The following is a 13258-nucleotide window of genomic DNA, read 5'->3' on the forward strand; positions in this document are numbered from 1 at the left end:
CGGAATACACAAACAAAAAGCGACCAAATTGGTCGCTTTTTTTATTCTATGACTTTATAATCTTCTGCGGGCGGTTCTTCAACACTTCCAAACAATTTCCCTTTCCAATCGGTCCAATTATATTTTTTAGCGAATACAAATAGTAATAATGGGAATAGAATAAATACGGGCACAAACACATCCATAAAACCAGCCGCAGTTGGACTGGACATATCTTTTAATATTGAATGTGTTTGGAAAGCTGTCCAATCGGCAGTTACCAACAAAGCCGTAAACAAATTATTGGCCGCATGAAATCCCAAAGCCAGTTCCATTCCTTCATCCATTAAGGTTAGGATGCCCAAAAATAATCCTGTCCCAATATAATAAATCATAATTATGTAGCCCAATTGGGTTACTTCAGGATTAGCGATATGCAATCCTCCAAACACTACAGATGTCAACAGTAATGGCATCCATTTGTTTTTAGTGATTACACCTATCCCCTGCATTAAATACCCTCGAAACAAATACTCTTCAAAACTGGTTTGAAGTGGCACCATGACAATAGCAACAGCACAAAGAATTAAAAACGGCACTAGTTTAAAGTTCAACACATAGCCTTCTGGATTCATAAAATAATCCAACAAGGACAGCCCTGTAGAGACAATTCCCCAGAAAATAAAAGCAAACCAAAACCGCTTCCAATCTATTTTTTTCCTACTAGTGGTTAACGAACGAATACTTTGGTGATGAATAGTCTTTGCCACAAACAAAACACCTGCCAACCCCACCGCAAAAGACAGCAGCATTAAAAACAGGTTTAAATTTGACTCCAACATAGTCATCATGGTTTGCTCATTCATATTAAACATGTCCATACCTTGGTTGTGAGCTTCAAAAAAAACGGCTCCAGTAAAAGGAATTTGCCCAATAATTACCGCAATAATTATAAGCAAAACCCCAACGGCATAGCGCCACCATTCGTGCAAAACTTTATAAGCTTGTTCTATATACATATGTTATAAATTAAAATTCCAATGTAAGGTGTTATTGTAATGTAAAGCCCCTTCCTTGACTTCTAAAGGGCTTTCAAAATTGTTGGTAAACAAACTCCCCGTCCCCAAACCTTGAGGTTGGTTTTGATCTAATGTGTAGGTCCATTGCGCAATGGCATTCAATCCAACATTGCTTTCTAAGGCACTTGTCACCCACCAGCCTATTTGCCGCTCTTCGGCCATTTTGATCCATTCTTCGCTTCCATGATATCCTCCAATAAAACTGGGCTTTAAAATGATGAATTGCGGATTAATCGCATCTAAAAGCTTCGCTCTTTCCTTTGAATCGTAAACTCCAATTAACTCTTCATCCAATGCTATAGGCAAAGGCGTCTTTTCACACAAGGCTGCCATCTCTTCAAATTGCCCTTGTTTAATTGGCTGTTCAATGGAATGTAAATCCAAATTGGAAAGGCGTTTGAGCTTTTCTAATGCTTCTTCGGGAGTAAAGGCCCCATTGGCATCCACTCTAAGTTCTATATCCTTTGAACTAAACTCTTTTCTGATAGACTTCAACAGACTGAATTCAGTATCGAAATCTATCGCTCCAATTTTCATTTTGATACAACCAAAACCCGCTTCAATTTTAGCAGCTATCTGTTGCTTCATAAAAGCTTCATCTCCCATCCAAATTAAACCGTTAATTGGAATAGCATCTGTCCCCTTTGTAAAATTGGTTTCAAACAACAAAAAGGGCGATGTGCTTGCCAAAGACTTAAAAGCCATTTCCAACCCAAATTGAATGCTTGGAAATTCTCGATTCTTTTCAATCAAAGCCTCCAAGCCCAATTCAATGTTATTGCAAGTCCATTGCAACTGCTGTTCGTAATTTGGACGGTCATCGGCACTCAATCCTCTCAAGATGCCGCACTCCCCTATTCCTCGTTTACCTTCGGATTCCAAAACAATAAACCAAGTCTCCTTAGTTCGTAATACACCTCTGGAAGTGCCACTGGGTTGCTTAAAATTTAAAATGTATTGATGATACGTTGCTTTCATACACCCACAAAAATACACCTTAATTAAAACTTATGATGCATGCTTACCTGAAATTGCGCCTTGCCATTATTGACCGTTTTTTGGTTCATCCAACCTAATTGAAAACGAATGGATTTATTCAATACATAACCAACTCCTAAATAAGTTCGGTTTCTGTCAAACAGTTCTACTTCCCTGCCGTCTCCAATATCGGTTTGGCCATTTATAAAAAGTTCATTATAAAGCGCGGCATAAAACACCTTAGGACTTATTGTTTTTGCAGTGAAAGGAATATTGAGAAACAAATTGTAGCGGTAGCGCGTTCTAAAATCCTGATCTTCCACAAAGCGCTGCTCATACCTAAATCGGTGGGTTAAATAAAAACGTCCTCCTACTTTTTGCGGCAACAACGCTTCTTGATAAATTCTACTTTCTGCACTAGTATCATTAGAGTCTCCTAATGCTCCCGAAGTAACATGAGCATAACCCAAAGTAAACAATACATCTGCTTCCTTTGGTTGATAGGTGACGCCTGAACGTAATAACAGCTGCTCCAAATCTCCTATGATATTCCAATTGCGATATTGTACATCCCCTTGAATCCCAAATTGACTATTTTGAAACTGGTGTTTGTAAAAATACATGTACCAACTCCCTGTTTGATTCGGATTTTGACTAAACAAAAACTGACTTGTAGTAATAAAGCACAACAAGGCTAAGGCACGCAAGGAAAAGGTCATAACAATAAAACTTTTAAGGAATATAAAATGAAAAAGACAATTAAAAATCTGTAATTTTAGAATTCAAATATCGCATTAAATGCCAGAATTTCCAAACATCATTCACTTTGCCATTCCTGTATTTATACTAGCTATGGCTCTAGAACTGTACCTTACAACAAAGCAAAATTTAAAAGGATATCAAGCCAAAGATGCCCTGTCTTCCATTGCCATGGGGATTGGCAATGTGCTCTTAGGATTTATAAGTAAGGGAATTGTGTTAATGGCATTGTTCTTTGTATACAACCATTTTAGAATAATGACCATCCCAATAACATGGTGGAGTTTTGTTCTGCTATTTTTTGCAGACGACTTTTCATATTATTGGTTCCACAGAATTAGCCATGAATGCCGGTTATTTTGGGCTTCACATGTGGTTCACCATTCATCTGAGCACTACAACCTAAGCACAGCTCTTAGACAAACTTGGTCTGGTGGATTTTATTCTTTTGTATTTTGGTTGTGGTTGCCCCTTTTAGGATTTCATCCTGCCATGATTTTACTTCAAATGTCCATAAGCCTACTCTACCAGTTTTGGATTCATACGGAAGCGATCAACAAAATGCCCAATTGGTTTGAAGCCATTATGAACACACCTTCCCATCACCGAGTACACCACGGGAGTAACCCTTTGTATCTAGACCGAAACCATGCCGGAATACTGATAATTTGGGATAAATTGTTTGGAACGTTTCAACCAGAATTGGAAGATGAAAAAGTGACTTATGGATTGGTAAAGAACATCCATACCTATAACCCTTTTAAAATAGCATTTTTAGAATGGTTTCAGATGTTTAAAGACTTCTTCCAAACTCAAATTTCTTTAAAAAGTAGAATCCTTTACTTGTTAAAGCCCCCGGGGTGGAGACATGACGGTAGCGGAAAATTGAGTGATGATTTAAGAACGGAATGGCTAAATTCCCAGACCTTAGTTCAAGATCAAGAAAAGTAGCCATCCTAAATATATTACTCTACTTTTACTAAAGAGACCTCACCTATTTTAAGACCATTATCTAAAATAGGATCCCCTTTATAGGTAATTACAGGCTCTCCGTAAGCAACTACTTTTAAACGTCCCGATACATTGCATTGAAATGTTCCGTCTCCGTATGCTGTAATTTTAGTAGAATTATTGTTAACCTCTATGGTATTAACCGTAGCTTCCCCGTAAGCCGTAAACTTCTGATTCTCGATACTTCCTCTATCAATCCTTAAAAAGCTCTCTCCGTAAATGGTCACTTTCAGATCTTTTAAAATAACCTCATTCATGTATACTTGCGATTCTCCATAAATATTCATGGTTAATTTTGACATTTGCACAATGTCTTCAAATAGAAAACGCTCTTCCCCTCTTAAAGAGAATCTATCGGCATCTTTATAAGTAACAACAGCTTTTACAATGGTGCCATCATACAATGGAACCGAACCATAGTCTGTTACTGTATTTTTATCATGTGTAGTCACAAATTGCGCACCATCCAAATACAACTGAAGTGTTTTATTTTTGACTTCTACATTAAGCTTTTCAATAGGTTCGCCCAACATCTCGACAACCACACTTTCTTTTTCACCACTTCTAAAAACAACCTCTATATGTGGACTCACAATAACCTTATCAAATGAAGATACTTCAAACGTGTTAGCCTGTCCAAAACCTAATTGAACAGCATTTAAAACAATAGTACAAAAAAAAGTAAATGGTAAATTGATCCTTTTCATAACCTTAAAATTTAATCTTTCTAGTATACAGATGAGAATTTCACTGTACTGTTACAGTTTAGCAGTTAAAAAGTAAGTATTTGGAATTTTGTGATTAAAGCTCAATGCTCTCTCCTATTTCTAGAAGCATTAAATCTTTATTGGCATCGAAAAACTTGCGTTTGGCCTCTTCATGATCAATTTCAATATAGCCGAAGGTATCGTAATGGTAGCCCAATACCTTATCGCATTCCACAAAATCACTGGCCATAATGGCATCGTCCACATCCATTGTAAAATTATCCCCAATAGGCAGCACTGCCAAATCCAATTTGGTGCGCATCGGGATCAATTTCATGTCCATGGTTAATGCCGTGTCTCCTGCGATATAAATATTTTTATGTTCTCCTTCAATCACAAAGCCTCCCGGTTGGCCACCATAACTGCCATCTGGAAATGAGGACGTATGAATGGCATTAACATATTTCACCACTCCAAATTCAAAATCCCATTTACCGCCATGGTTCATAGGGTGAACTTCAATCCCTTTGGACTCATAATGATTGGTCACTTCAAAATTAGAAACAATAATGGCATTGTTTTGCTTGGCAATAACCTCTGCATCCAAAGTGTGGTCTTGGTGAGCGTGAGTCAGCAAAATATAATCGGCTTTAATGGTCTCAATATCTATCTGGTCTGCTTTAGGGTTTCCAGTAATAAAAGGGTCTACAAGAATATGAACATCGTTTACTTCTATCTTAAGGCAGGCATGCCCGTAAAATGTAATTTTCATGGAATAATTGGTTATGGAATTAGTAAAACAAAAAAACTCAGATAAATTTAACAATTTATCTGAGTTTCAAAGCCCCAAATTTTATTGCCAACATATAGCATAAATTGTTGACCTACAAAATTATTACAGTAAAGATACAACTAAAGAACTGATTTACAATATTTTAAAGTTAAATTTTCTATAAAATATGCCCTATTCCCAATAATAAAGAAAATAGGAAGGTTGTTAATGCAAGGGGTTTCAGCTGCTTGTCTAAATCTTCTGATGTTTTCGCTTTTTTGACGCTGATCAAGTGCTTTACCAAAGGAATAAAGGCCAACACAAAAATTAAGTTGAATGGCGAATTATAATACAAAATTCCAAACAGTGCTGCACATAAAATAGCCCCTCCCACTAAAACATAGTGATATATTTTCGCTTTTTGCTTTCCCAATCTTACCGCAATGGTAATTTTATTGGATAAGGTATCGGAATCTATATCTCTCATATTATTCAGATTCAAAACTCCTATACTCAATAGGCCCAAAGCAATTGCAGGTAATACTAATACGTGATCCAGTTGTTTGGCATAAAGGAAATAGCTTCCCATAACACTTACCAAACCAAAAAATATGAATACAAAAACATCTCCCAAACCTCTATAGCCATATGCCGAATCTCCCATGGTATAATTGATGGCCGCATACACACAGGCCGCAGCCAACACAATAAAAATTATGGAATATACTAAATACTCATGGCCCATAGCCACATAGATCAGGGACAATGACAACACAATTACTATTAAAATGTTAATCTTGATCGCCTCCATCATTTGTGTAGGCGTAATGCTTCCACTTTGAATGGCTCGTTGTGGGCCCAATCGGTTTTCGTTGTCGGTTCCCTTTACGCCATCACCATAATCATTGGCCAAATTGGATAGAATTTGAAAGCCAACGGTGGTCAACATCGCCAACACAAAAATAGCCATATCAAAAAGGCCATTATAGGCTGCCAAACAGCTTCCAATAATAATCCCAGATAAAGACAAAGGCAAGGTACGCAAACGAAATGCTGAAATCCAGCTGCTAAGTTTACTCATAAAATAGTACTAGCTAATTAAGGAATCCACTTTTTGTCGAAGTTAGGCTTACGCTTTTCCAAAAAGGCATTTCTACCTTCTTTAGCCTCATCTGTCATATAGGCCAAACGCGTCGCTTCTCCCGCAAATACTTGCTGCCCCACCATTCCGTCGTCGGTAAGGTTCATCGCGAATTTTAGCATTTTAATGGAAGTTGGGGATTTTGCCAATATTTCCTGAGCCCATTCAAAAGCGGTATCTTCCAATTCGGCATGAGGTATCACAGCATTTACCATTCCCATTTCAAAAGCTTCCTGAGCAGAATAATTTCTACCCAAGAAAAATATTTCCCTAGCCTTTTTCTGCCCAACCATCTTGGCCAAATAGGCAGATCCATAACCACCGTCAAAACTGGTGACATCGGCATCGGTTTGTTTAAAAATGGCATGTTCCTTACTGGCTAGTGTTAAATCGCAAACCACATGTAAACTATGGCCGCCACCAACAGCCCATCCAGGAACTACTGCAATCACAGCTTTGGGCATAAAACGAATCAAGCGTTGTACTTCCAAAATATTTAAACGATGGTAACCATCTTCTCCAACATAACCTTGATGGCCTCTCGCCTTTTGATCTCCTCCACTACAAAAAGAATACACACCATCCTTAGTCGACGGCCCTTCGGCAGATAACAATACCACCCCAATATTCACATCTTCATTGGCATCGTAAAAGGCATCGTATAATTCACTTGTTGTCTTAGGCCTAAAGGCATTCCTTACATTTGGCCTGTTGAACGCAATACGTGCCACACCATCGCATTTTTTATACGTGATATCTTCGTATTCCTTGGCCGTTTTCCAATTTATATTACTCATGATAATTAATTTCAGCGTAAAAATACATATTTACAACTAATATGAATTCATTTTTTTGGTAGGGAAAATCTTGCTCCCTAATTTTGTTTTGGTTGTTAGATTTTGTTAAGAAATGAAAGTATTGGAATCGCCTTTCGCTAAAAACGTGGAAGCCACTTATTGTATTGAAATAGGTGACTTTCATTTTTTCAGCAATTACGTAGTTGCCGAATTTAGGCAAGGCACCAACGTGGCCTTTAAGGATTTTGAGGAAATTTTTGACCTATGCGATGAGATTTTTGGCGACCAACCCTACGGCTTTATCTCCAACCGGGTGCACTCCTTTTCTGTAGACCTTGTAGATGCCCTTGAAAACAGCAGTAAAGTAAGCCATATTAAAGCTTATGCCGTTGTTACCTATAACCACAACACCAAACGTATGCTGGCCATTGAGGAACATTATTTCAGCATTAAAAGAAAGCGTTTCAATACACTCGCAGATGCTACCGAATGGGTTTTAGGCCAATTAGAATTCGCGCCTAAACCAAATAAATTCCATCCTCTTTAATCTCTATCAATCGTTGCTTGTATAGATTGCCAATCCCCTTTTTAAAGTTCTTCTTACTCATTTGAAGTACCTCCTTGATAAGTTCAGGATCGGATTTATCGGTAAGTTCTAAATAACCACCATTATCCTTTAATTCCTTCAGAATAATATCGGCATTGGGTTCTATACTTCTATAGCCAATTTGCTCCAGTACAATATCCAACTTATTATCCTTGCGAATCTTCTTGACGAAACCTTTCAAGCGATCACCTACACTTAAATCCTTAAAGATATTGTCCTTAAAAATAAGTCCCTGGTGTTTTTTGTTCACGATAACATTCATCCCAATTTCCGAAGGATGAGATACAATTAGGTCCACTTCATCAAACACTTCAACCGTGAGATTTGTGTTATCCAAAAATCTATTGGTTTTGCTCGAAGCTACCAATCTTTCGGTTTCTTCATCTAGATAACAATGCACCAAATACCAACCACCTTCTTTCATTTTAAAGACCTGCTCCTTAAACGGACAGAACAGCTCCTTCACCATTCCCCAATCCAAAAAAGCCCCGAATTTGGTCACGGCATTACATCTTAAAAGGGCGAAATCGCCTTTGGTAATGTACGGATGATCTGTAACAGCCACCAAACGCTCTTCGTTATCCAAATAAACAAAGACTTCCAATTCGTCTCCAATCTCAAAAGATTCCGGAACATAACGGTTGGGCAATAAAACCTCGTTATCTTCTTTATCAGACAAAAACAAACCAGGCTCGGTTTCTCTTACAATTTCTAAAGTATTGTATTCTCCAATGTGTATCATGCGGCAAAGTTAAGCATAATAGTGAACCCAAAAACAAAAAGCGCTACATCTTTGTAGCGCTTTTCTATTCTTATATCGAAGGATTAATAAACGGTTTCCTTACTAAAATGTTTGGTCAACAAATAATATACTACCACTCTATATTTTGTCCTATTGGAGCGCCCATAATTATCTATCACGGAATTAATAGCTGCATCCAATTCTGGAGTATCCTCAAGTCCTAATTTTTTAATCAAGAAATTGTTTTTCACTCGTTCTAATTCAGACTCATCAGAACTAGAGACTGTCGCAGAATCTGCATTATAAATAGACGGTCCGCAGCCAATGGTAATTTTGGTAAGCAAATCCATATCAGGTTCCAATCCAAATTTATCTTTTAGCTCAGCAGCATACTTAACGATTAATTCTTCGCGCTTGTTCATAGGCTTTGTAGTGTTTTTAATTATTAGAAATGGACTTTAAAGATATGCATTTTTTTATGCAGAAATAATATCACGTCCATTTCTCTATTAACGTATAAACTTAAAATAGTTCAGTAATACTTCATCATTTACCGTACTAGGAGTAAAGATTTCCAATAATTTTGGTTGCTCAGATTCATTATAAAAATCCGCTAAAGCTGCTGATAAACCTTCTTCATTATCTGCCGTTTGATAGTCCAAACCATACATAGCACATAAATGCTTTGCTGTTAAATGATGTTTGGTCTCAAAGAACGTATCAAAATTCTCAGTGTTTTTATGTCCAGGAAGAATTCTGAAAATACCACCTCCGTAATTATTGATGACAATGATTCTAAATGACTTCGGAATATGATTATTCCACAACGCATTGCTGTCGTACAGGAAACTCAAATCCCCCGTAACAAAAGTTGTTTGGGCTTGATTTGCGTGTGCAAACCCAATAGCTGTGCTTGTACTACCATCGATACCACTAGTTCCTCTATTGCAATACACTCCCACCGTTGGATTCCCTTTAAACAATTGGGCATATCTAATAGCTGAACTATTCCCCATTTGAAGGTTTGTATGATCCGGAACGCTCTTCAACAACTTTGAAAACACCTTAAAATCACAAAAAGGAATTTCCTCCATGTATTCACTGTGTTTTTCTCTTCTATGTGTTTTTACCGCTTTCCAAACTTGCTTGTAGTTACTTTTCTTTATATGGGTCAACTTAGGCAACAAGCTTTCAAAAAATTGGTTTGGTGACACCTTAAGGTGTTTTTCCAAGCAGAAAAACGTATCATTGGCTTTCTTTTCGTCTACATGCCAATGCTGTTTCGGTTTATATTTTCTTAAAAATGCCTTGATTTTTTTGGAAACAATCAAACCTCCAAACGTAATCAAAATGTCTGGTTGCAACTCCTTAAACTCTTCTTCCGTTAAAGGCGCAATGAGTTTGTCGATACTAGGAAAGAACTCTTTATGGTGTAAATTGGACGTCGTTTCGGTAAATACCAACACACTGTTGTCATTTGCCAATTCTTCAATCCACTTTGTTTCCAAGGCATTTGGGCCATTCACCCCCACCAAAATCATTTTTTTGGAAGCATTGCTCCAATCTTCCAAGCAAAGCTTCAACTCTAAGGAATCCATTTTTTTAGGCTTTACTTCTGGTTTTATCACCTTAGGATTCACACTTAATTTATCGGCTATCTCATATAAAGGTTCATCAAAAGGAATATTGATATGAACAGGTCCCTTTTTTGTAAGGGCTATATTAATGGCGTCATTGATTTGGTGTTCATTCTCTTCCTGAAGCTCCTGTTTCAAGCCTAAGAAACGCTCCAACTTATGTTCAATACTTTTTATAATGGCAGGTTCATCGTCCTCAGAAGGTTTCGCTTTCACATCCAAATCCTGTTTTAAATTGGCCGAGTACAAAATGTGATTTTTGAACACATTTTCTTGATTGATGGTCTGTCCATCTCCAATCCCTACCAAATATCTTGGACGATCTGCAGATAATACTACTAAGGGAATATCACTATAATAGGCTTCGGCCACGGCGGGATAATAGTTCAACAAAGCACTCCCTGAGGTACAAGCCACCGCCACAGGCTGTTGGATACTTTGGGCAATTCCCAAAGCAAAAAACACCGCGCAACGTTCATCTACAATGCTATAACAGGTAAAAAATTCATCATTGGTAAACCCTATGGTTAAAGGTGCATTACGGCTACCGGGAGAAATAACAATATGTTTTATGTTCTTGGCTTTACAAAGCTGTACTACAGTTTGTGCGAGTGGAATCGCGGAATATTTCATGAATCGAGTATCTACAAATGAGCCGTAAAATTAAGCATTCTATGAATTAAACTATATTAAAAGGAAGTTTATTCGACACTGCTATTTAAATTTTGTTTATTCAAAACAAAGCCTTCCTTTCTTCCTCATTTCTGAAAAGAATTCAGGACTTTTTTCATGGTTTTGGATTTGTTTACGGTTTCCTCCCATTCCAATTCTGGATCGGAATCTTTGGTAATGCCTCCACCAACATAAATCAAAGCCGCATCATCCTCAAGCTGCATACAGCGCAAGTTCACATATAAATCAGTAACCCTTTTTACCGTATCGTAGGCATTGTTCTCGATGTTTCTTCGTTTAATATTACGAGCGTTCTTCTTCTTTAGATTGAGCTCCCCTAGAAAACCTGTGTAATAAGTCCGATTGTAATACTCATTTTCAACAACAAATGCTTTTGAAGTCAATTTCGGCAATCCACATACAGCAGGTGTTGGATGCAATCTTTTTATAACTTCTTCCAGATTGCCATTCAACGTTCCACTAATCTTGGTTTGTATGTGAAGTAAACCTCCAGCTCTAACAGTAGATGGCTCCGTAACTCGTAAATTGTCTATGACACCTTGAAGACTTTCAATAATAAAATCGGTGACAAACTGTTGCTCCTGCTGTTCTTTAACTCCCCAAACTACATCTGCTGAATCTTTGTAAGCCTGTGTTCCCGCCAAAGCCATGGTAGACATCCTGTTATTTTCAACTTTCAACAAGGTTTCAGGCGTGGCCCCAAGCCATAAACCTATTTTGGGGTGATACCAACAATACACAAAAGCTGTTGGATATGTTGCCAACAATTTTTGGAACAATTCGATTGGATTCGGAGTATCCAAAACAACCTTTTCCTGTCTTGAAAGCACCACTTTTTCAAAGGCTCCTTTCTGGATGGCATTCACCCCCTCTTTCACCAAATCAACATGTTGCCTTTTGTCTGCTTCAAGATTAGATGAAGACAATGAATTCTCTTCTGCTTCAAAGTCCTTTACATCGTAGGTTTCCAATTCAAGACTTTCTGAATTCTGCAAAGGAATTAAAACCATGTTTTGTTTATCGTCAAACGGAGCCATGACAAACCCTTGTTCGGAAAAATCCTTTACAAAATATAAGCTATCATCCACTTGGACCAAGGCCTTTATTGCCTTTTTATTCGGTTTTCTATAAAGCACAAAAGGACGTTTGGACTTGTAGAAATCCTGAAATGGTATCAAAAATGTTTCTAGTTCCATTACTTATTTTTAGGCAGGGAAATGGTGGACAACTTACATACAGAAATCAAATTGTTATCGTCGTCGGTCACACGAATATCCAAAAGCTGGGTGGTTCTTCCTTTATGGATAAAAGTGGCTTTGGCATAAACATTGCCTTCTCGAATTCCTTTCAGGTGATTGGCCGTAATTTCTATACCTCTCACAAAAAACTTTTCAGTATCCACAAAAATATGCGAAGCAAAGCTCCCTACGCTCTCCGCCAATGCTGCAGTAGCCCCTCCGTGCAATACCCCGTCTGGTTGGTGCACTCTGGAATCTACAGGCATTTTGGCCACCAAAAAGTCTTCCCCAAAGTCCACAATTTCAATATTCAAGGTTTCCATCAAGGTATTTTTACATTGTTCATTGGCACGTTGCAGAACCTCTTCTTTCGATAATTGCATAGAAATAGTGTAATTTTAAAGTCGATTGTAAAAATACAAAACCAAGACTAATAATGAATTTATCCGAAAAGGAAATCACCTATACTACCACAAATTCGTACGCCACACTCAACCAACTCACAGAACGCACCAAGAATATTTGGTTTGTTTGCCATGGCATGGGCTATTTAAGTCGCTATTTTTTAAGACATTTTGAACATTTGAATACTGACGAAAACTACATCGTTGCGCCACAGGCACAGAGCAAATACTATATTCCTCCAAAACTGAGACATGTGGGAGCCAGTTGGCTTACCAAGGAAAACACGCTTAAGGAAACTGAAAACGTCATGCGCTATTTTGATGCCGTTTGGGAAGCGGAACAATTCCCTGCTGACAAAAGATTGATTGTCTTGGGCTATTCCCAAGGGGTTAGCGTCTCTATGCGTTATTTGGCCAAACGGAAACTGCAATGCCATGAATTAATAATTCATTCGGGTGGTATTCCAAAAGAATTGAATCCTGAAGATTTCAACTATATGAAGCCGTCAACAAAAATATCTCTTCTATACGGCACCGAAGATGAATACTTAACAAAAGAACGCATAGAAACAGAAATCAACAGAGCAAATTTGCTATTTCCAAACAATTTAGACATCATTCCTTTTGAAGGTAAACATGTGGTGAATACAGAACTTATTTCGAAGTTTGCATAACAAAAAAGTGGTCACTTGAATGACCACTTTTTTCAACTAA

At 37.7% G+C, this 13258-nt stretch carries 15 protein-coding genes; 3 read left to right on the forward strand and 12 right to left on the reverse strand.

All coding sequences use genetic code 11. From position 1 onward, the window contains the following. Nucleotides 1-41: 41 nt before the first annotated feature. From AC6I5C_RS11615 to AC6I5C_RS11625, 3 genes are read right to left on the reverse strand one after another with little or no spacing between them, the layout of a single operon-like run. Nucleotides 42-998 (reverse strand): CPBP family intramembrane glutamic endopeptidase, encoded by a 957-nt coding sequence (locus AC6I5C_RS11615; RefSeq protein WP_497905294.1) that lies wholly within the window; start codon nucleotides 996-998, stop codon nucleotides 42-44. A gap of 3 nt (nucleotides 999-1001) precedes the next feature. Next, nucleotides 1002-2036 (reverse strand): o-succinylbenzoate synthase, encoded by a 1035-nt coding sequence (locus tag AC6I5C_RS11620; protein ID WP_497905295.1) that lies wholly within the window; start codon nucleotides 2034-2036, stop codon nucleotides 1002-1004. A gap of 23 nt (nucleotides 2037-2059) precedes the next feature. After that, nucleotides 2060-2755, reverse strand: a complete 696-nt coding sequence (locus tag AC6I5C_RS11625; RefSeq protein ID WP_497905296.1) for a DUF2490 domain-containing protein — start codon at nucleotides 2753-2755, stop codon at nucleotides 2060-2062. A 79-nt stretch (nucleotides 2756-2834) separates the two neighbouring features. On the opposite strand from AC6I5C_RS11625, the gene AC6I5C_RS11630 reads away from it, so the two are divergent. Further along, nucleotides 2835-3746, forward strand: a complete 912-nt coding sequence (locus AC6I5C_RS11630; RefSeq protein WP_497905297.1) for a sterol desaturase family protein — start codon at nucleotides 2835-2837, stop codon at nucleotides 3744-3746. A 14-nt stretch (nucleotides 3747-3760) separates the two neighbouring features. Here AC6I5C_RS11630 and AC6I5C_RS11635 read toward each other — a convergent pair whose 3' ends face one another. The 4 genes from AC6I5C_RS11635 to AC6I5C_RS11650 form a co-directional block, all read right to left on the reverse strand. Continuing rightward, a complete protein-coding gene (locus AC6I5C_RS11635; protein ID WP_497905298.1) occupies nucleotides 3761-4513 on the reverse strand; it encodes a GIN domain-containing protein in 753 nt (250 codons plus the stop codon). Between the two features lie 94 nt (nucleotides 4514-4607). After that, nucleotides 4608-5285, reverse strand: coding sequence for a metal-dependent hydrolase (locus AC6I5C_RS11640; RefSeq protein ID WP_053977667.1), 678 nt, complete (start codon nucleotides 5283-5285; stop codon nucleotides 4608-4610). Between the two features lie 178 nt (nucleotides 5286-5463). After that, nucleotides 5464-6366, reverse strand: coding sequence for a 1,4-dihydroxy-2-naphthoate octaprenyltransferase (gene menA, locus AC6I5C_RS11645; protein ID WP_497905299.1), 903 nt, complete (start codon nucleotides 6364-6366; stop codon nucleotides 5464-5466). A gap of 17 nt (nucleotides 6367-6383) precedes the next feature. Further along, complete coding sequence (locus AC6I5C_RS11650) at nucleotides 6384-7223, reverse strand: 1,4-dihydroxy-2-naphthoyl-CoA synthase (protein ID WP_053977665.1); 840 nt, start codon at nucleotides 7221-7223, stop codon at nucleotides 6384-6386. Between the two features lie 112 nt (nucleotides 7224-7335). Between AC6I5C_RS11650 and AC6I5C_RS11655 the strand changes: the two genes are divergently transcribed. Further along, the gene (locus AC6I5C_RS11655; protein WP_053977664.1) at nucleotides 7336-7770 is read left to right on the forward strand and encodes a hypothetical protein; all 435 of its coding nucleotides are present in this window, start codon (nucleotides 7336-7338) and stop codon (nucleotides 7768-7770) included. Here the strand turns inward: AC6I5C_RS11655 and AC6I5C_RS11660 are convergent. The 5 genes from AC6I5C_RS11660 to AC6I5C_RS11680 form a co-directional block, all read right to left on the reverse strand. After that, nucleotides 7742-8572, reverse strand: a complete 831-nt coding sequence (locus AC6I5C_RS11660) for a CvfB family protein (RefSeq protein ID WP_076663969.1) — start codon at nucleotides 8570-8572, stop codon at nucleotides 7742-7744. The two genes, AC6I5C_RS11655 and AC6I5C_RS11660, sit on opposite strands and share 29 nt — an antisense overlap. Nucleotides 8573-8655: 83 nt before the next feature. Then, nucleotides 8656-8994, reverse strand: a complete 339-nt coding sequence (locus AC6I5C_RS11665) for a DUF2853 family protein (RefSeq protein ID WP_497905300.1) — start codon at nucleotides 8992-8994, stop codon at nucleotides 8656-8658. Nucleotides 8995-9081: 87 nt separating this feature from the next. Beyond that, entirely contained in the window at nucleotides 9082-10842 is a 1761-nt protein-coding gene (gene menD, locus AC6I5C_RS11670) for a 2-succinyl-5-enolpyruvyl-6-hydroxy-3-cyclohexene-1-carboxylic-acid synthase (RefSeq protein WP_497905301.1), read from the reverse strand. A gap of 125 nt (nucleotides 10843-10967) precedes the next feature. Continuing rightward, nucleotides 10968-12098 (reverse strand): chorismate-binding protein, encoded by a 1131-nt coding sequence (locus AC6I5C_RS11675; RefSeq protein WP_497905302.1) that lies wholly within the window; start codon nucleotides 12096-12098, stop codon nucleotides 10968-10970. Next, a complete protein-coding gene (locus tag AC6I5C_RS11680) occupies nucleotides 12098-12523 on the reverse strand; it encodes a PaaI family thioesterase (protein WP_053992977.1) in 426 nt (141 codons plus the stop codon). The genes AC6I5C_RS11675 and AC6I5C_RS11680 overlap by 1 nt, the downstream gene beginning before the upstream one ends. Nucleotides 12524-12576: 53 nt before the next feature. Between AC6I5C_RS11680 and AC6I5C_RS11685 the strand changes: the two genes are divergently transcribed. Further along, nucleotides 12577-13218: an alpha/beta hydrolase gene (locus tag AC6I5C_RS11685; protein WP_497905303.1), complete on the forward strand. Its 642-nt coding sequence runs from the start codon at nucleotides 12577-12579 to the stop codon at nucleotides 13216-13218. The last annotated feature ends 40 nt before the right edge of the window (nucleotides 13219-13258 follow it).

This window comes from Mangrovimonas sp. sgz306409 (assembly GCF_059735265.1).

Bases quoted from the DNA above. Each gene is read 5' to 3' on its own strand.
- AC6I5C_RS11625 (WP_497905296.1), bottom strand. From the start codon at position 2,755: ATGACCTTTTCCTTGCGTGCCTTAGCCTTGTTGTGCTTTATTACTACA.
- AC6I5C_RS11615 (WP_497905294.1), bottom strand. From the start codon at position 998: ATGTATATAGAACAAGCTTATAAAGTTTTGCACGAATGGTGGCGCTAT.
- AC6I5C_RS11685 (WP_497905303.1), top strand. From the start codon at position 12,577: ATGAATTTATCCGAAAAGGAAATCACCTATACTACCACAAATTCGTAC.
- AC6I5C_RS11620 (WP_497905295.1), bottom strand. From the start codon at position 2,036: ATGAAAGCAACGTATCATCAATACATTTTAAATTTTAAGCAACCCAGT.
- AC6I5C_RS11660 (WP_076663969.1), bottom strand. From the start codon at position 8,572: ATGATACACATTGGAGAATACAATACTTTAGAAATTGTAAGAGAAACC.
- menD (WP_497905301.1), bottom strand. From the start codon at position 10,842: ATGAAATATTCCGCGATTCCACTCGCACAAACTGTAGTACAGCTTTGT.
- AC6I5C_RS11630 (WP_497905297.1), top strand. From the start codon at position 2,835: ATGCCAGAATTTCCAAACATCATTCACTTTGCCATTCCTGTATTTATA.
- AC6I5C_RS11665 (WP_497905300.1), bottom strand. From the start codon at position 8,994: ATGAACAAGCGCGAAGAATTAATCGTTAAGTATGCTGCTGAGCTAAAA.
- AC6I5C_RS11655 (WP_053977664.1), top strand. From the start codon at position 7,336: ATGAAAGTATTGGAATCGCCTTTCGCTAAAAACGTGGAAGCCACTTAT.
- AC6I5C_RS11675 (WP_497905302.1), bottom strand. From the start codon at position 12,098: ATGGAACTAGAAACATTTTTGATACCATTTCAGGATTTCTACAAGTCC.
- AC6I5C_RS11640 (WP_053977667.1), bottom strand. From the start codon at position 5,285: ATGAAAATTACATTTTACGGGCATGCCTGCCTTAAGATAGAAGTAAAC.
- AC6I5C_RS11650 (WP_053977665.1), bottom strand. From the start codon at position 7,223: ATGAGTAATATAAATTGGAAAACGGCCAAGGAATACGAAGATATCACG.
- menA (WP_497905299.1), bottom strand. From the start codon at position 6,366: ATGAGTAAACTTAGCAGCTGGATTTCAGCATTTCGTTTGCGTACCTTG.
- AC6I5C_RS11635 (WP_497905298.1), bottom strand. From the start codon at position 4,513: ATGAAAAGGATCAATTTACCATTTACTTTTTTTTGTACTATTGTTTTA.
- AC6I5C_RS11680 (WP_053992977.1), bottom strand. From the start codon at position 12,523: ATGCAATTATCGAAAGAAGAGGTTCTGCAACGTGCCAATGAACAATGT.